Genomic DNA, 15639 nt, shown 5'->3' on the forward strand with positions numbered 1-15639 from the left:
ATGGAACCGACCACCGTTCGCTGCAAGATCTGTTCACTGAAGGCCGGCCACCCCGGGATCGTGCTCGACGACGAGCAGGTCTGCAATCTGTGCAACCTGGACTTCGCGGGCGATCTGATCGCCAACTACAAGTACACCAATGAGGTGTTCGCGCAGTTCCAGGCGGCCGCGCCGAACCCGAACGGCGCGTTCGACTGCCTCTTCATGTACAGCGGCGGCAAGGACAGCACGTACATGCTGGACAAGTTCGTCAACGAATACGGCAAGCGGACGCTCGCGTACACCTTCGACGTGCCCTTCGAGAGCACGCACGCGGCGCAGAACATCAAGCTCGCGCAGGAGAAGCTCGACGCGACGTTCGTGGTGGACTCCGACGACGACAACATCAAGAAGATGATGCGGGACGTCTTCAACCGGCCGCGCCCCAAGAAGCCCGGCCAGTATCTCGACGAGAAGCTGCCGTGCGTCTCCTGCCGCACCTTCTTCGTGATCCGGGCCATCCTGTACGCCTTCCGCGAGCGGATTCCCTACATCGCGCTGTGCGCCGACCCGCAGCAGATCCTCACCATGGAGTCGAACGTCCGTGAGGTCGTCCGCGGCTTCTACAAGTCGTTCGGGCCGGAGCTCGCGAGCGAACTGTTCAACGGCGAGATCGAGGAGATCCTGTTCGCCGAGGACGACGAACTCCCCAAGATCGTCTTCCCGTTCATCGCCATGCGGCACGACTACGACCCCGACCGCATGGTCGCCGAACTCAAGGAGAAGGGGCTGTACGCCTCTTCGCCGATGGAGACGCACTGCACGCTGTTCCCGCTCCTGAACTACTACTCGTTCAAGAACTGGGACTGCATGTTCTACAAGCTCAACGCGTCCAGCTACACGCGCGCGGTGAGCCGCAACAAGGACTACGACCGTTCCACGTTCAGCATCAAGTTCCCGCGCTCCCTGGACCTGCCCGAGGTGGAGGAGCGGCTCAAGCGGGTGGTGCTGGAGATCGCCGCGGGCGAGGGCGACCGCGAGAGCCACCGCGAGACGCTGGTGGAGCTCTTCAAGCAGATGGACACCACCGACGACGGAGCCAGGTTCATCGCCGAGACGTTCCTGGACATGCGCGGTGTCGCGGCGGACCTCGGCATCAAGGTGGGTTGAGGAGAGAGATGAACGACCAGATGGAGCAGGACGACCGGGATCGGACCGGCGAGGCCCTCGACGTCCGGGACGCGGACATCGCGATCGTCGGCCTCGCCTGCCGGTTCCCCGGCGCCGACACCCCCGAGAAGTTCTGGCGCGTGCTGAGCGAGGGCCGCGAGACCCTGACCTACTTCTCCGACGAGCAACTGCGCGCGGCCGGTGTCGGCGAGCAGCTCATCGCGGACGAGCGGTACGTGAAGGCCGGCCAGATCGTCGAGGGCGCCGACACGTTCGACGCAGGATTCTTCGGCATGACCCACGACGAGGCCGAGCTGATCGACCCGCAGCAGCGGCTGTTGCTGGAGTGCTCGCTGGAGGCGCTGGAAGGGGCCGGTTACGACCCCCAGCGCGACGAGCGGCGGATCGGGGTCTTCGCCGGCGTCGGCATGAACACCTATCTGCTGCGCAACCTCGCGGAGCGCTACCGCACCGGATCGTCCGTGGACCGCTACCGCATGATGATCACCAACGACAAGGACTTCGCCGCCACCCGCACCGCCTACAAGCTGAACCTCCAGGGCCCGAGCATCAGCACCAACACGGCCTGCTCCACCTCGCTGGTCGCCGTCCATCTGGCCTGCCTCAGCCTGCTGTCCGGCGACTGCACCATGGCCCTGGCGGCCGCCGCCCACATCCAGGCCGACCAGGGCGAGGGCTACCTCCACCACGAGGGCATGATCTTCTCGCCCGACGGACACTGCCGTGCCTTCGACGCCAAGGCCCAGGGCACCGTGATCGGCAACGGCGCCGGCGTGGTCGTCCTCAAGCGGTTGAGCGACGCGCTCGCGGACGGCGACACCGTGCACGCCGTCATCAAGGGCACCGCCGTCAACAACGACGGCTCCGCCAAGACCGGTTACACCGCCCCCAGCGTGCAGGGCCAGGCCGCCGTGATCGCCGAGGCGCAGCAGATCGCCGACTGCGGACCGGAGACCATCTCGTACGTGGAGGCGCACGGCACCGCGACACCGCTCGGCGACCCCATCGAGATCGCCGCGCTCAACCAGGCCTACGGCGCCGGACTCGCCCCGGAATCCTGCGCGATCGGCTCGGTCAAGACCAACGTGGGCCATCTGGACACGGCCGCGGGCATGGCGGGCCTGATCAAGACGGTCCTGATGCTGCGCCACCGCACCCTGGTCCCGAGCCTCTACTTCGACGCGCCCAACCCGGAGATCGACTTCGCGGCCGGGCCGTTCCACGTCGGCACCGAGACCAAGGAGTGGCCCGCGGGCGCGACCCCGCGCCGCGCCGGCGTCAGCTCCTTCGGCATCGGGGGCACGAACGCCCACCTCGTCGTCGAGGAGCCGCCGCCGCCCCCGCCCGCCGCCGGGACGGCCGGGCCCCGGCTCCTGGTGCTCTCCGCCCGCACCCCGGCGGCGCTCGACACGGTCGCCGCGGACCTGGCCCGGCAGCTCCGCAAGGACCGCGACCTGGACCTGGCCGCCGTCTCCCACACGCTGGCCGTCGGACGGCGCGTGCACACCTACCGACGCGCCCTCGTCGCCACCGACGTGCGCGACGCGGCGCTCGCCCTGGCCCTCGGCGACGAGAACCGTGTCCTGACGGGCGACCCCACCGCGGACAAGCCGGTCCTCGACCTGGCCCTCGGCGACCCGGCGCCCGGCGTCCCCGGACACGCCACGGCCCTGTACGAGGAGGTCCCGGCCTTCCGCGAGCACCTCGACCGGATCGCCACGGAGCTCGGCACTCCGGGCGGCCCGGACGAACTCCTCGGCGCCGACGGCACCTTGGGGGCCTTCGCCGTCCAGTACGCCACGCTGCGGACACTGGCCGACTGGGGCGTACGCACGACGGTGGTCGCCGCCGACCGCACCGATCTGCCCGACGCGGCCCTGCGGCTGCTGGAGCAGAGTGCCGCGCAGCATGCCACCGCGGCGGGCCGCCCGGCCGTCGCGCTGCTGCCGCGGTCGCCGGACACGGCAGGGCCCGCCTTCCTCCTGGAGGTGCTGGGCCGGCTGTGGACGGCGGGGGAGCCGGTGGACTGGGCCGCGTACCACGAGGGCGAGCGCGTGCGCCGGGTGCCGCTGCCCCGCTACCCCTTCGACCGGCAGCGGCACTGGATCGAGCCGCACGGCGGCGCCGCGCCGGTGACGCGGGCCGCGGGCGAGACGCTCAAGGACCGCTTCGAGGGAATCCCGGACACCGAGAAGGCCACGCTGCTCACGGCCTTCATCCGGCAGGAGATCGCCGCCGTCCTCGGGGCACCGGACCCGCAGACCGTGGACCAGGACGCCAACCTGTTCGACATGGGCCTCGACTCGCTGATCCTCATCGAGGTCATCGCCAAGCTCGGCGACGAACTCGCCCATCCGGTGCGCTCCTCGGCGTTCGTCGAGTACCCCACCGTGCGGGCCTTCGTGGCCGACCTGAGCGCAGAGCTGGGCATCAGCCCGGACGGCGCTCCTGGGACGCCCGCCACGGGCGCCGAGGGGCGCGTCTCCCGCCGCGCCCAGCGGGCCGCCGCCCGCCGCCCCGCGAGCCCCTGACCGGGCGGGGCGCCCGCTGTGCGCCCGCGGCCGACCGTCGTCGCGGTTCGGCCGCGGGGCAGCTCAGGGGTGTACGCGCGGCAGTCCCGTCACGCCCATCACGAGGGAGTAGAGCGAGCTGGTGGCCGTGATGAAGAGGCGGTTGTTCTTCGGGCCGCCGAAGGCGATGTTGGACACCGGCTCCGGCACCCGCAGGCGGCCGATGAGGGTGCCGTCGGGGTCGTAGCAGTGCACCCCGCCCGCGATGGCGGCGGCCCACAGCCGGCCGCCGTCGTCGAACCGGAGGTTGTCGAAGCGGCTCACGCCGTCCTTGGCCTCGGCGAAGACCCGGCCGTCGGAGAGCGTGCCGTCGTCGCGCACGTCGAAGACGTGGATGCGGCCGCCGCGGGTGTCCGAGACGTACAACTGCCGCTCGTCGGGGGAGAACACGAGCCCGTTCGGCGTCGCGAAGCAGTCCGCGACCAGGCGGACCTCGCCGGTCGCCGGGTCGATCCGGTACACATGGCAGCCGTCGATCTCCGGCTCGGCGCGGAATCCCTCGTAGTCGCTGGTGATCCCGAAGTCCGGGTCGGAGAACCACACCGAGCCGTCCGAGCGGACGACCGCGTCGTTGGGGCTGTTCAGCCGCTTGCCCTCGTACCGGTCGGCGAGCACGGTGATCCGGCCGTCGGGCTCGGTGCGGGTGACCCGGCGGTTGCCCTGCTCACAGCTGATCAGACGGCCCTCGCGGTCGAGGGTGTTGCCGTTGATGTGCCCGGCGGGCGAGCGGAAGACGGCGACCGCGCCGGTCGCCTCGTCCCACCGCAGCAGCCGGTCGTTGGGGATGTCGCTCCACACCAGCTGGCGCCAGGCGGGCAGGTACAGCGGTCCCTCGGCCCACCGGCAGCCCCCGTACAGCTGCTCCAGCCGGTCGTCGCCGTTCGCGCACCGCCCGGTGCGGAACCGCTCGTCCAGGATTTCGTACAGGCCGGTGTCGTCGCTGCCGGACATGGTTACCCCTCGGCTGAATAAGACTGAATCGCATTCGGTTGATCATGACTATGCCAGAACGCTGTATGGTTGCGCCATGGTGACCGTGGATGACATCGACCGACGGCTGATCGCCCTCCTCCAGGAGGACGCGACCATCGCGTACGCCGCGCTCGGCAAGGGGGCGGGGCTCTCCGCGGGCGCGGCCCACGAGCGGGTGCGCAAGCTGCGCGAGCGGGGCGTCATCCGGCGCACCACGGTCGACGTGGACCCCGCGGCGCTCGACCGCGGGGTGCTGGCCTTCGTGATGGTCGAATCGACGGTGTGGATGGGGGAGTCAGCGGACGCGTTCGCCGCGATCCCCGAGATCCAGGAGGCGCACGTGATCGCGGGCAGCGCGTCGGTCCTGGTGAAGGTCCGCACGGCGACGACCGAGCAACTGCAGGACGTGCTGCGCCGGTTGTACGCGATCGAGGGCGTCAGCGGTACGCAGGCCACGGTATCCCTGGAGACGTTCTTCGAGCGCCCGGTCTCACCCCTCGGCGCCTGAGCGGCCGGCGGGCGCCGCGTCAGCCGGTGTGGTCGGCGACCCGGACCGACAGGCCGTAGTCCAGCTCGGCGCCGTCGACGAGCACCGCTTCGACGGAGCGGGTCGCCGGGTCGATGTCGGCCTCCATGCCGTCCCCCACGTACCGGGGATAGCCGGAGGCGCCGGTGTCCCCGGTGGCCGTCACCACCGCGGAGCGCAGGGCGCCGTCCGTCCCCGTGCCGCCCTCGGTGAACTCGGGCATCAGCAGAAGCTCGTAACGCTGCGGTTCACTGTTCATGCCAGTGACGCTAGACACGAGTGGCGGGCGCCGCACGTTCTGGCCGCCCGGGGCCGGCGCCGCGCCCGGTGGCGGGGCTACGGCGTGGCGCGGATCCGCAGGAGGTACGCGGCGGTCACCGCGACCCCGCGGTCGTCGTCCCGGGACAGCTTCGCGAGGGCCCGCTCCGCCGTGGGCCCGGGGACGTCCGCGAACGCCTGCGTCAGCCGCCGGCGCGCCGGGGCGTCGACCGTGCCGTCGGCGAGGCGGCCGACGAGCCGGGCGGCGATGTCCTGCGCCGTCGCGGGACGGACGGCCAGCGTGCCGAGCGCGTCGGCCGCGTCGACGTCATTGACCTCGTCGACGACCATCTCGACGAGGGTGGGGACCGCGTCGGCCACACCCCGCGCGCCGAGCGCCAGCGCGGCCCGCCTGCGGACCACGACGTCCGGGTGGCCGAGGGCGTCGTGCAGCACCGCCGCCGTCTCGTCGTCCGGGAACTCGGCGATGGACCGCACGGCACGCTCGCGCACGGCGGCGACCGGGGAGTCGAGCCCGCGCGCCAAGAGTGCGACGGCGGCCGGGCCTGACCGTGCCAGGGCCCACCGCAGGGCCCCCGCGACGTGCGGGTCGCTCTCGCCGAGCGCCGCCTCGACCAGCGCCTCCACCGGTACCGGCACCCCGTCGACCGAGGCGAGCGCCGCGCGCTGGCGCTCGCCTGCGCTCGCCGAGCCCAACGCCTGCAGGAGCGCGATGGTCTCCAGGACGTCCCCCCAGCCGTCGGGCTCGGCGGCGCCGATCCGGTTCAGGCGCGTGAGCAGCTCCGTCTCGCGGGCGATGCGCTCGCGCGTCCGGCGCACCAGGTCGGCCACGAGTTCGGCGGGCGCGAAGCCGGGATCGTCGAGCGCCCTGCCCACCTCGCGCAGCGAGAGGCCCAGCGACCGCAGGCTCTCGATGTGGAAGATCCGCCGGATGTCCTCGTCGGCGTACGTGCGGTAGCCCGAGCCGGTTCGCTCCTCCGGCCGCAGCAGGCCGAGCGACTCGTAGTGGCGGAGCATGCGGGCGCTCACCCCGGACCGCCGGGCCACCTCACCGATCAACACGTGCCTGTCACTCCTCCCGGCCGCGCGTCCCGAGGACCGCGACGCGCCTGGCCTCGTGGAGCGCGAACTCGAATCCGGCATCCGGGTCGTGGAACAGCCGCTCCGTGGCGAGCGCGTGTTCCCGCACGTCCGGGTCGGGGTCGGCCGACGCGGCGCGCAGCGTCGGCAGGATCGTCTCACCGAGCGCGATCAGCGCCCGGCTCAGACTCAGCCGTGTCTCGCGCCCGCCGCGCCCGAGCCGGGCGGCGAGCGCGACGGCCAGGCCGGGCTCCGCCCCGTTGGGGACGAGCGCGACGGCCGCCCGCCAGGCGCTGCGGGCCACCTCGTCGTCGGCGTCGGCCAGCAGCGCCGGGGTGATCACCGGCCAGGCCCGCCGGTCACCGACCTTGGACAGGGTGTGCAGCGCCTGACTCCGGGCCTGCGCGCCGCCCGAGCGGACCTCGTCGAGCAGCGCGGGAACGGTTGCTTCCGCCGGCTGGCGGGTGAGCGCCCACGTGAGCATCTCGCGGACCTGGAAATCGGGCTCGACCGCGCAGCGCTCGACGAGCGTGCCGAGGGAGCGCGGGTCCGGGTACGTGCCGAGGGCCAGCGCCGCCCGCAGCCGGACCGACGGGTGCGCGTCGCCGAGCGCCGCAACGGCCCGCAGTACTTCGGTGTCCTGAACCGACGGGGTCATCGGGACCACCTCCTCGCCCCGCAGTGAAGGCCTTGACACCGTGTCAAGGTCAAGCGCCTCACTGGTCCAGGGCCTCGGCGGCGGTCGCGATCACCGCGTCCGCGAGCGTGGCGAGCGCGGGCGAGTCGAGCTTCCACTGCTGCCAGAACAGCGGTACGTCCATGAAGCGGTCGGCGTCGAGCAGCGTCAGTGCCCCGGCGCGCAGCAGCGGCTCCGCCTGTTCCCGCGGCACCACGCCCCAGCCGAGACCCGCCTCGATCGCCTCGACGAAGCCGCGCGACGACGGGACGTAGTGCCGCAGGGCGCTCGCCCCGCGCCCGCCCGTCACGCGCCGCGCGAAGTCGTCCTGCAGACAGTCGCGCCGGTCGAAGAACACCACCGGCACGTCCGCGAGGACCTGTCCGAGCGGCGTCCGCGGCCAGTCGCCCAGCCACCGCGCCACGAACCCGGGCGAGGCGACCGGCAGATACCGCATCCGCCCCAGGCGCCGCACGGTGCAGCCCGACACCGCGTCCGGCGACGAGGTGACCGCCGCCATCACCGAGCCCTCGCGCAGCAGCGACGTCGTGTGGTCCTCGTCCTCGCGCCGCAGCTCGAAACAGCGGCGCGGCTCGTCGGGGACGCGGGCCAGCGCGGACAGGAACCAGGTCGCCAGCGAGTCGGCGTTCACCGCGACCGGAAGCACTGCGGGCTCGCCGCTGTCACCGATGCCGAGCTCGGCGCGCGCGTCCCGCTCCAGACGGGCCAGCTGCCGGGCGAAGCGCACCACGACCTGACCGGACTCGGTCGGCCGCACCGGCTTCGTGCGCATCAGCAGCACCCGGCCCGTCCGACGCTCCAACGCCTTCACGCGCTGGCTGACCGCGGGCGGCGTGACGTGCAGGGCCGCGGCGGCCGCGTCGAAGGTCCCCTCGTCGACGACGGCGAGCAGCGTCCGTACATGTTCCAGCGGCAGCTCCGACAACGCCCCCGCCACCGGGCCCGCATCTTCGGCTCGTGACATCACGATTGCTTAAGCTACATCAGAATCTTTACCTGTACTTAGGGCGTCAAGGCTCCTTAACGTCGATCTTCATGGGAACAGCACTGACCGCCGCGGCCGCCGGCTTCGGCACCGGACTCTCGCTCATCGTCGCCATCGGATCGCAGAACGCCTTCGTGCTGCGCCAGGGCATCCGACGCCAGGCGGTGTTCAGCGTGGTGGCCATCTGCGCCGTGTCCGACGTGCTGCTCATCGGGGCGGGCGTGGCCGGGGTCGGGACCGTGGTGACGGCCTGGCCCCCGGCGCTGACCCTGGTCGGCCTCGTAGGCGGAGGCTTCCTCCTCTCGTACGCGGTGCTCGCCGCACGCCGGGCGCTGCGCCCCGGCACCATGACGACGACGGGTGCGGCGGCCGGGTCACGGCGCGGCGCGCTGCTCGCCTGCCTGGCCATGACCTGGCTCAACCCGCACGTCTACCTCGACACGGTGCTCCTCCTCGGCTCGGTCGCCGCCGGTCACGACGGGCTGCGCTGGGCCTTCGGCGCCGGCGCGATGCTCGGCAGCATCTGCTGGTTCATGGCGCTCGGCTACGGCGCCCGCCTGCTCAGCGGCTTCTTCGAGCGGCCCGCGTCCTGGCGGGCCCTGGACTTCGTGATCGCCGCGACGATGACGGTCATGGGCGGCACGCTGATCGCCGGGGTGCTCTGAAGGATCCGGTGCCGCTCACGCCGACCGCAGGACCGGCGGTTCGGCGTCCCACAGCTCGGTGCGGTGTGCCGCCACCAGGGATTCGACGCGGGCCAGCGCCTCGGCGGCGGGCAGCGGGTCGATGCGCCGCCCGTCGCGCAGCCGCAGCGCGACCAGGTCGTCGGCGTCCTCCTTGGCGCCGAGGACAGCCTGGTAGGGCACCAGCCGGGCGGCCCGGATGCGGGCGCCCAGGCTGCCGTGCTCGGGACCGGCCAGTTCCGCCCGCAGTCCGAGCTCGGCGCACCGCCGCAGCAGCCGCTCGGCGCCGGGCACCTGCGCCTCGGAGACCGGCAGGACCACCAATTGGGTCGGGGCGAGCCAGGCGGGAAAGGCGCCGCCGTGCTGTTCGATGAGATGGGCGACGGCTCTCTCCACGCTGCCGATGATGCTGCGGTGCACCATGACGGGGCGGTGCTTGGCGCCGTCCGCCCCGATGTAGTGCAGGTCGAACCGCTCGGGCTGGTGGAAGTCGACCTGGACGGTGGAGAGGGTGGACTCGCGGCCCGCGCCGTCGACTACCTGCACGTCGATCTTGGGGCCGTAGAACGCGGCCTCGCCCTCGACGGCCTCGTGCTCGACGCCGGCGCGGTCGAGCACCTCGGCGAGCAGCGCGGTGGACCGCCGCCACTTCTCGGGGTCGGCGACGTACTTGCCGCCGGGGCCGGGCAGGGAGAGCCGGAAGCGGGCCGCCCTGATGCCGAGCGCGTCGTAGGCGGCGCGGATCATCGCCAGCGCCGCGCTCGCCTCGTCGGCGACCTGGTCCAGGGTGCAGAAGATGTGCGCGTCGTTGAGGTGGATGGCCCGCACCCGGCTCAACCCGCCCAGCACCCCGGAGAGTTCGGCGCGGTACATGCCGCCGAGTTCGGCCATCCGCAGCGGCAGCTCGCGGTAACTGTGCGCTCGGGAGCGGTAGATCACCGCGTGGTGCGGACACAGGCTCGGCCGCAGGACGACCTGCTCGCCGCCCAGATCCATCGGCGGGAACATGTCCTCGCTGTAGTGCGACCAGTGCCCGGAGATCTCGTACAGCTCCCGCTTGCCGAGCACCGGCGAGTACACGTGCCGGTAGCCCGCCCGCCGTTCGGCGTCCCGGATGTACTCCTCGAGGGTGTGGCGCACCGCCGCGCCGTCGGGCAGCCAGTAGGGCAGGCCCGCGCCGATCAGCGGGTCGGTGCCGAACAGGTCGAGCTCGCGGCCGAGTTTGCGGTGGTCGTGCATAGCGGTCTCCTCGCGGACGGTGGGGCGAGTGGCCGCGGGAGGAAAGGACGAAGCCCCGGGGCACTCGCCCCGGGGCTTCGGACTCGGACATCGGTCAGCGCGCCGGGACACTCTCCGGCGTCGTCGTCATCACAGCGCGCTTCTTCATGCCGGTGAAGCTAGCAGAACCCGATCCGCCACGAGACTTATTTTTCGCGCCCCTTGCTGCCCGCCCTTTGCTGCCCGCCCTTCGCGCCGCCCGGGCGGCCTCAGCGCCGCCGCTTCGTCGTCCGGCGCCAGCCGAACGGACCGGGCAGGTCCATGGACGTGGTGCGCCGGCCCGTACTGCTGTGGGTGCGCCGGGGGCCGTTCCCGCCGCCGGTGGTGACGGACCACGAGCGCTTGTTGATGTTCAACCGCACACCGGGAAGTATCCGGAAACTCTTGCGGAACGTGAGTGGCATGGACTCCTCCTTGCGTCCGTCTCCGGGTACCCGCGAACGGAGGCCGCTCACCTGCGTGATCGCACTCCGGTCCGCCCCTGGGCCGACCGGCGCGGGGAGAGGGGTGCCCGCACCCCTGCGCATGCCACGTCTCCTTGGCTAGGGTGCGGCCATGGCCAGCGCCCGCGCCCTCGAACCCGTCCTGCTGGAACCCAAGGGTCCGGTGATCACGGCCATCGCCTGCACCGTGGGCGCGGTCCTGTTCCTGGGGGCGGGCGGCGCCTTTGCCTACGTCACCGTCCGCACCGTCGCCGACCTGGACGAGACGGGGAGCGGGTGGATGTGGGCCGGCGTCGGCCTCGCCCTGGCCGCCGCGTTCATCGCCTGCGTCGGCTTGTCCACCATCCTCTTCGCCCGCGAGGAACGGCGGGCCACGCTCCAGCTCGCCGCCCTCGGCGTCGACGGGAGCGCCCTGGTGCTCGCGGTCGCCTCCGCCCCGCCGACCAACGACGACCACCACCAAATCCGGCTCCTGATGCGCATCAGCGGCCCCGGTTTCGAACCCTTCGAGTGCGGCAGCGACGTCCTGAGGTACCGGTTCGGCGGCGTCACGCAGGGGACGGTGCTGCGGGCCCGGGTCAATCCGGTCACCCGCGCGTTCACCGTCGCCCCCTCGCCCGCGCCGCCGGCCCCAGGAACCCCGGACGCGTGAAAACCATGAAGGCCATGGACGCCATGGACGCCATAAGAGTCGTGGAGGCCGTGAAGGCCGTGAAGGCACGGAGAAGCCGCGGCTCCCGGAGCGTGTAGCGGGGCCTTCGAGGCGGGATGCTGGAGATATGACTGATCTCACCTGGTATGCGGCCAAGCTGGTGCAGTTGAGCGCCCCGTCGATCTCGTCCGGACCGCACGAGCGGGAGGGCGACCGCAAGGCATCGATCAGCGCCGCACGGGTCGCCTTCGACGGAGCCTTCCTCCACATCCAGCCGGACTCGGAAGGGGCCCCGGTGACGGTCGTCCCGTCGACCTCCCTCCATCGCCTGACCTACGACCCGGCCCGCTGAGCGGCACGGGCGCCCTGTCGGCCGCCCCCGGTGTGAAGGTGATCACAAGCGGCCCCCTCATGATCGGGGTCGGGTGCCATCGGCCCCCATGGTTCGCGTAAGGTCGCGGGTCGGCCGCACACGGCCACCCGAGCAACACCGTCACCGAACAAGGAGCCGCAGGTCATGCCGGCCAATGACGCCACTCAGGCGCCGATCTACCACACCCTCGTCCAGGAGCACGGCGATGTCGTCGCCACGGCCCGCAAGGCCGCGGAGGAGACCCAGCAGACAGCCGAGGACCTGTTGGACTTCAGAACGGCCTCCGGCGCGAGCGCGTCGCCCGCGCCCGCGTCCTGAGGGTCGGCGGGACGGCGCGGGCGCCCTCCCGGAGGTCCCCGGACCGCCCGGGGCCGGGGGAGGGGCCGACGGCCGCCGCGGGGCCGCCTCGCGTCGAAGGCCGACGATCGGCCAAGATGGCTCGATGGACTATGAGTTCTGGAAAGAGATTCACGAACGCGGCGGCATCCCCGCGGTCAAGAGCGCGCTGGAGGACCTCCCCGGCGACCTTCCGCCCCAGGACGCGGACGCCGCGACCGAGCTGGCCCTGAAGGTCATCGAGGACGACATCGCGCGCATCAACGCCCGCGCGGACCAGGCCGAGGCGCGGGCCCGCCGGCTCGCCGAGCAGACCCGGGAGGTCAACGACCAGCTCGCCGAGCACGCCGCGCAGGCGGCGGACGGGCCCACACCCGACCGGGCCGCGGAGTAGGCGGGGCAGGTCGCCCGGCCGGGCAGGACACCGGTCGCCCGACCGGGCCCGGGGCGCCCCGACTCCGCGCGGCGCTCCCGCCCCGCACCCACATCCGCACGGGCGACCCGTGAGGCACACGCCACGCACACGTCACGGACGTGCCATCAGGCACATCTCACGTGCACGCCGCGTAATCAGGCACACCTCACGTACGTGCCGTCATCAGGTACACCTCACGTGCGTGCCATCAGCCGCACCATCGCCGTGTCGTACCGCGCCTGCAGCCCGGCGTCCGCGGAGACCCGCAGCAGCGCCCCGAGGGCGCGGACCGCGCCGTCGTCGTAGCCGCACGCCTCGGCGTCCAGGGCCGCGGCCTCCAGGCGCCGGATGCCCTCCGTCTCGTCGCCCATCCCCAGCAGCGCCTCACCGATGACGGTGCGCAGCAGGACCCGGGCCGCCACCGAAGCCTCCGAAGGGCCGTCCAGGTCGAGCGCGGCGAGCGCCGTCTCGAAGGCGGGCCGCCACTCCCTCGCGTCGAGGCGGTGCCGGGCCAGGTGGTACAGCGCGAGGCGTTCGGTGTTCCGGTCGCCGACGCTGTGCGCGAGCTCCGCGGCGAGCGCGCAGCCCTCGGCCGCCTCCTCGGGGCTGCCGAGCTCGCCCTGCGCCAGCGAGAGGTTGATCAGCGCGGTCGCCTCGCCGCGTGTGTCACGGGCCAGGGCGGCGAGCACCGGAGCCGCCTCCAGATGGGGCAGCGCCTCCCCGAGGCGGCCCTCCTCCGTCAGTACCCAGCCGAGCAGCGCGAGGACCCGTGCCTCGGCGCGTGCGTCGCCGTCGGCCCGCGCCGCCTCAAGTGCGGTCCGCAGCAGGGGAGTCCAGCCGTCACGGACCCGCCACACGATCTGCGGCCACAGTCCCAGGACGATCCGCCAGGTCCTCCCGTGCAGCCCGGCGGCGTGGGCGGCGGCCGCCGCCAGGGTGAGGTCGTCGCGCTCGGCGGAGTACCACTCCATCGCCTGCTCCCGGCCGGTGAACTCCCGTGTCGCGGGCGGCGACCGGAAGTCCGCGGGCAGCACGAAGCACGACTCGTCGCCGGGCTCGGCCGCGTCGGCGGCGGCGAGCGCCGTGGCGACGCTGTGGTCGAGACCGCGGACGAGGGCGTCGGGGCCGGTGTCCAGGCCGCGCGCGTACAGCCGCACCAGGTCGTGCAGCGACCAGCGGTCGGGCGACTCCCTGATCACGAGATGCGCCGCGGCGAGCGTGTCCAGCGCGGCCCCGGCGGTGTCCGGGTCGGAACCGGCGAGGGCCGCGGCCGTGTACCGGTCGATGCGCGTGCCCGGGTGCTGCCCCAGGTGGGCGAAGTGGTGGGCGGCGTCCTCGGGCAACCGCCGTACGGTGAGCCGCAGCGCCGCCCGTACGCCCGTGTCCTCCACGTCCAGGAGGCCCAACCGGCGCGACTCGTCGGAGAGTTCGGCCGCCATCGCGCTCAGGGAGCAGTCCGGCTGGTCCGCGAGCCGGGCGGCGGCCACCCGCAGCGCGAGCGGAAGCCCGCCGCACAGCTCGGCGACGCGCCGGGCCGCCACCTCCTCCGCGAGGACCCGCTCCTTGCCGAGCACCGCGGCAAGCAGGGCGGTGCCGTCCGCCGGTTCCAGGACGTCCACCGGTACGGGCCGGGCGGCGTCGGAGGCGATCAGACCGCGCAGCCGATACCGGCTCGTCACGACCGTGACGCACTGGGCGCCGCCCGGAAGAAGCTCCCTGACCTGCCCGGACGCGCGCACATTGTCGAGTACGACGAGGATCTGCCGCTCGGCGCACAGCGAGCGGAACAGCGCGGACGCTGCGCCTGCCGACTCCGGTATCCGGCGCGGCGCGACACCGAGGCCCAGCAGGAACTCCCTCAGGACCTCCAGCAGTGCGGGCTCGCCCGTGTCGCCGAAGCCCCGTAGGTCGGCGTAGAGCAGCCCGCCGGGGAACTGCTCGCGGTGGCGGTGTGCCCAGTGCGTCACCAGCGCCGTCTTGCCGACGCCCGCGGGCCCGGTGACCAGGCAGACGGGCGCCTCGCCCGCTGCTGCCCGGGAGAGCGCGGTCAGTTCCCCGGCCCGACCGTGGAAGCCGCGCGGCAGCCGCGGCAGGAGGTCGATCGTGGCCGGCGGCGCCGCGGCCGGCAGGGCGGGCACGGGCGGGGGAGCGGCGGTGGCCATGGGTGCGGGGGACGGCGCGGGGGCGGTCGCCGCTGCCGTGACCCGGGAGGGGACCGCCGCCCGCGCGGCGACCCCGGCCCCCTCGCCGCCGCCGTGCAGCACGTCGGCGTACGCGTCGGCCAGGTCGCGCCCCGGGTCGACCCCCAGCTCGTCGGCGAGCAGCCGACGCGTGCGGTGGAACCAGTCGAGCGCCTCCGAACGGCGCCCCGCCCGCTGGAGCTCGCGCACGAGCGCGGCGGACAGCGATTCGCGCAGCGGGTGGACGCTCGCCTCCGCGCGCAGCACGGCCGCCGCCCGGGCGTGTTCGCCCCGTCGCGAGTACGCCACGGCCAGCGACTCCACCGACATGAGGCGCCGTTCCTCCAGGGCCTGGGCGGCCGACTGCAGGGGCTGGCTGGGGTACGCCCCGGTCAGCGCGGGCCCCTGCCACAGCGACAGCGCCTCCTGGTACATCGCCACCGCGTCGGCGGGCGTGCGCTGACCGCGGGCCAGCGTCACCAACTCCTCGAAGCGGTGGGCGTCGAGGAGCGACTCCGGCATGCGCAGCACGTACGCGGTGCCCTGCGTGAGCAGTTCGACGCCGAACATCTCGGCGTCCGCCTCGGCGAGCAGCGCCCGGAGTCGCGACACGTGGCCCTGGATGACCCCGCGGGCCCGCGCGGGCGGTTCGTGATCCCACAGAGCGGCCGTCAACTGGCCGACGGTGACCGGATGATTGGGCCTGAGCAGCAGAGCGGCGAGCAGGCTGCGCCGCTTGGCGGGGCCGAGCGGCACCACGCCGGTCCCGGTGGCGACGGACACCGCTCCGAGCAGCCGGAACTCCACTGACGCAACTCCTCCTGCGGGAAAAGAGCCAGATTACCGGAGGCCGGAGGGCGGGTTCCGGTCCTGAGGGGCGTACCGGAACGCCCCGGTCGACCGGCAGGATCGGCGAGGCCCTGCCGAGGAGCGGGCGGCCCGGCGCGACCGCCGCTCACCTTCCGCGACGGAAGGCGCTTCCCGCCCGCCCTACTGGCGG

General features: G+C 73.1%; 16 protein-coding genes. 8 read left to right on the top strand and 8 right to left on the bottom strand.

The annotated features are described in order from the left end of the window. Positions 1–1149, top strand: a complete 1149-nt coding sequence (locus tag ACFYXE_RS11045; protein ID WP_389311159.1) for an OzmP — start codon at positions 1–3, stop codon at positions 1147–1149. An 8-nt stretch (positions 1150–1157) separates the two neighbouring features. After that, positions 1158–3701 carry a type I polyketide synthase gene (locus tag ACFYXE_RS11050; RefSeq protein WP_389311161.1) on the top strand — a complete coding sequence of 848 codons (2544 nt, stop codon included), beginning with the start codon at positions 1158–1160 and terminating at the stop codon, positions 3699–3701. Between the two features lie 63 nt (positions 3702–3764). Here the strand turns inward: ACFYXE_RS11050 and ACFYXE_RS11055 are convergent, their stop codons facing one another. Then, positions 3765–4691, bottom strand: coding sequence for an SMP-30/gluconolactonase/LRE family protein (locus tag ACFYXE_RS11055; protein WP_389311163.1), 927 nt, complete (start codon positions 4689–4691; stop codon positions 3765–3767). A gap of 85 nt (positions 4692–4776) precedes the next feature. Between ACFYXE_RS11055 and ACFYXE_RS11060 the strand changes: the two genes are divergently transcribed. Then, entirely contained in the window at positions 4777–5220 is a 444-nt protein-coding gene (locus ACFYXE_RS11060) for an Lrp/AsnC family transcriptional regulator (protein ID WP_361165258.1), read from the top strand. 19 nt (positions 5221–5239) lie between these two features. Here ACFYXE_RS11060 and ACFYXE_RS11065 read toward each other — a convergent pair whose 3' ends face one another. The 4 genes from ACFYXE_RS11065 to ACFYXE_RS11080 form a co-directional block, all read right to left on the bottom strand. Next, positions 5240–5497 carry a hypothetical protein gene (locus ACFYXE_RS11065; protein ID WP_389311165.1) on the bottom strand — a complete coding sequence of 86 codons (258 nt, stop codon included), beginning with the start codon at positions 5495–5497 and terminating at the stop codon, positions 5240–5242. A gap of 77 nt (positions 5498–5574) precedes the next feature. Next, positions 5575–6579, bottom strand: a complete 1005-nt coding sequence (locus ACFYXE_RS11070) for a MerR family transcriptional regulator (protein ID WP_389311167.1) — start codon at positions 6577–6579, stop codon at positions 5575–5577. A gap of 7 nt (positions 6580–6586) precedes the next feature. Continuing rightward, entirely contained in the window at positions 6587–7255 is a 669-nt protein-coding gene (locus ACFYXE_RS11075) for a HEAT repeat domain-containing protein (protein WP_389311169.1), read from the bottom strand. A gap of 58 nt (positions 7256–7313) precedes the next feature. Beyond that, on the bottom strand, positions 7314–8258 hold the full coding sequence (locus ACFYXE_RS11080; protein WP_389311171.1) for a LysR family transcriptional regulator ArgP: 945 nt from the start codon (positions 8256–8258) through the stop codon (positions 7314–7316). Between the two features lie 71 nt (positions 8259–8329). Between ACFYXE_RS11080 and ACFYXE_RS11085 the strand changes: the two genes are divergently transcribed. Then, a complete protein-coding gene (locus ACFYXE_RS11085; protein ID WP_389311173.1) occupies positions 8330–8944 on the top strand; it encodes a LysE/ArgO family amino acid transporter in 615 nt (204 codons plus the stop codon). Between the two features lie 15 nt (positions 8945–8959). Here ACFYXE_RS11085 and thrS read toward each other — a convergent pair whose 3' ends face one another. Together thrS and ACFYXE_RS11095 are read right to left on the bottom strand one after the other, a co-directional pair. Then, a complete protein-coding gene (gene thrS, locus ACFYXE_RS11090; RefSeq protein ID WP_389311175.1) occupies positions 8960–10312 on the bottom strand; it encodes a threonine--tRNA ligase in 1353 nt (450 codons plus the stop codon). Positions 10313–10449: 137 nt separating this feature from the next. Then, a complete protein-coding gene (locus ACFYXE_RS11095) occupies positions 10450–10644 on the bottom strand; it encodes a DUF4236 domain-containing protein (protein ID WP_361165149.1) in 195 nt (64 codons plus the stop codon). A gap of 151 nt (positions 10645–10795) precedes the next feature. On the opposite strand from ACFYXE_RS11095, the gene ACFYXE_RS11100 reads away from it, so the two are divergent. The 4 genes from ACFYXE_RS11100 to ACFYXE_RS11115 all read left to right on the top strand — a co-directional run bounded on the left by ACFYXE_RS11100 (position 10796) and on the right by ACFYXE_RS11115 (position 12438). Next, positions 10796–11335 carry a hypothetical protein gene (locus tag ACFYXE_RS11100; RefSeq protein ID WP_389311177.1) on the top strand — a complete coding sequence of 180 codons (540 nt, stop codon included), beginning with the start codon at positions 10796–10798 and terminating at the stop codon, positions 11333–11335. A gap of 127 nt (positions 11336–11462) precedes the next feature. Continuing rightward, positions 11463–11687: a hypothetical protein gene (locus ACFYXE_RS11105; RefSeq protein WP_389311179.1), complete on the top strand. Its 225-nt coding sequence runs from the start codon at positions 11463–11465 to the stop codon at positions 11685–11687. Positions 11688–11852: 165 nt separating this feature from the next. Continuing rightward, on the top strand, positions 11853–12026 hold the full coding sequence (locus ACFYXE_RS11110; protein ID WP_361165139.1) for a hypothetical protein: 174 nt from the start codon (positions 11853–11855) through the stop codon (positions 12024–12026). 124 nt (positions 12027–12150) lie between these two features. After that, complete coding sequence (locus ACFYXE_RS11115; protein WP_389311181.1) at positions 12151–12438, top strand: hypothetical protein; 288 nt, start codon at positions 12151–12153, stop codon at positions 12436–12438. Between the two features lie 215 nt (positions 12439–12653). Here the strand turns inward: ACFYXE_RS11115 and ACFYXE_RS11120 are convergent, their stop codons facing one another. Next, positions 12654–15446, bottom strand: coding sequence for a BTAD domain-containing putative transcriptional regulator (locus ACFYXE_RS11120; RefSeq protein WP_389311183.1), 2793 nt, complete (start codon positions 15444–15446; stop codon positions 12654–12656). Between the last annotated feature and the right edge of the window lie 193 nt (positions 15447–15639).

Source organism: Streptomyces sp. NPDC002564 (genome assembly GCF_042889645.1).
GTDB lineage: Bacteria > Actinomycetota > Actinomycetes > Streptomycetales > Streptomycetaceae > Streptomyces.

Coding starts and splice junctions, on each gene's coding strand:
- ACFYXE_RS11045 (WP_389311159.1), top strand. CDS start 1: ATGGAACCGACCACCGTTCGCTGCAAGATCTGTTCACTGAAGGCCGGC.
- ACFYXE_RS11050 (WP_389311161.1), top strand. CDS start 1,158: ATGAACGACCAGATGGAGCAGGACGACCGGGATCGGACCGGCGAGGCC.
- ACFYXE_RS11055 (WP_389311163.1), bottom strand. CDS start 4,691: ATGTCCGGCAGCGACGACACCGGCCTGTACGAAATCCTGGACGAGCGG.
- ACFYXE_RS11075 (WP_389311169.1), bottom strand. CDS start 7,255: ATGACCCCGTCGGTTCAGGACACCGAAGTACTGCGGGCCGTTGCGGCG.
- ACFYXE_RS11110 (WP_361165139.1), top strand. CDS start 11,853: ATGCCGGCCAATGACGCCACTCAGGCGCCGATCTACCACACCCTCGTC.
- ACFYXE_RS11080 (WP_389311171.1), bottom strand. CDS start 8,258: ATGTCACGAGCCGAAGATGCGGGCCCGGTGGCGGGGGCGTTGTCGGAG.
- ACFYXE_RS11115 (WP_389311181.1), top strand. CDS start 12,151: ATGGACTATGAGTTCTGGAAAGAGATTCACGAACGCGGCGGCATCCCC.
- ACFYXE_RS11065 (WP_389311165.1), bottom strand. CDS start 5,497: ATGAACAGTGAACCGCAGCGTTACGAGCTTCTGCTGATGCCCGAGTTC.
- ACFYXE_RS11085 (WP_389311173.1), top strand. CDS start 8,330: ATGGGAACAGCACTGACCGCCGCGGCCGCCGGCTTCGGCACCGGACTC.
- ACFYXE_RS11095 (WP_361165149.1), bottom strand. CDS start 10,644: ATGCCACTCACGTTCCGCAAGAGTTTCCGGATACTTCCCGGTGTGCGG.
- ACFYXE_RS11105 (WP_389311179.1), top strand. CDS start 11,463: ATGACTGATCTCACCTGGTATGCGGCCAAGCTGGTGCAGTTGAGCGCC.
- ACFYXE_RS11100 (WP_389311177.1), top strand. CDS start 10,796: ATGGCCAGCGCCCGCGCCCTCGAACCCGTCCTGCTGGAACCCAAGGGT.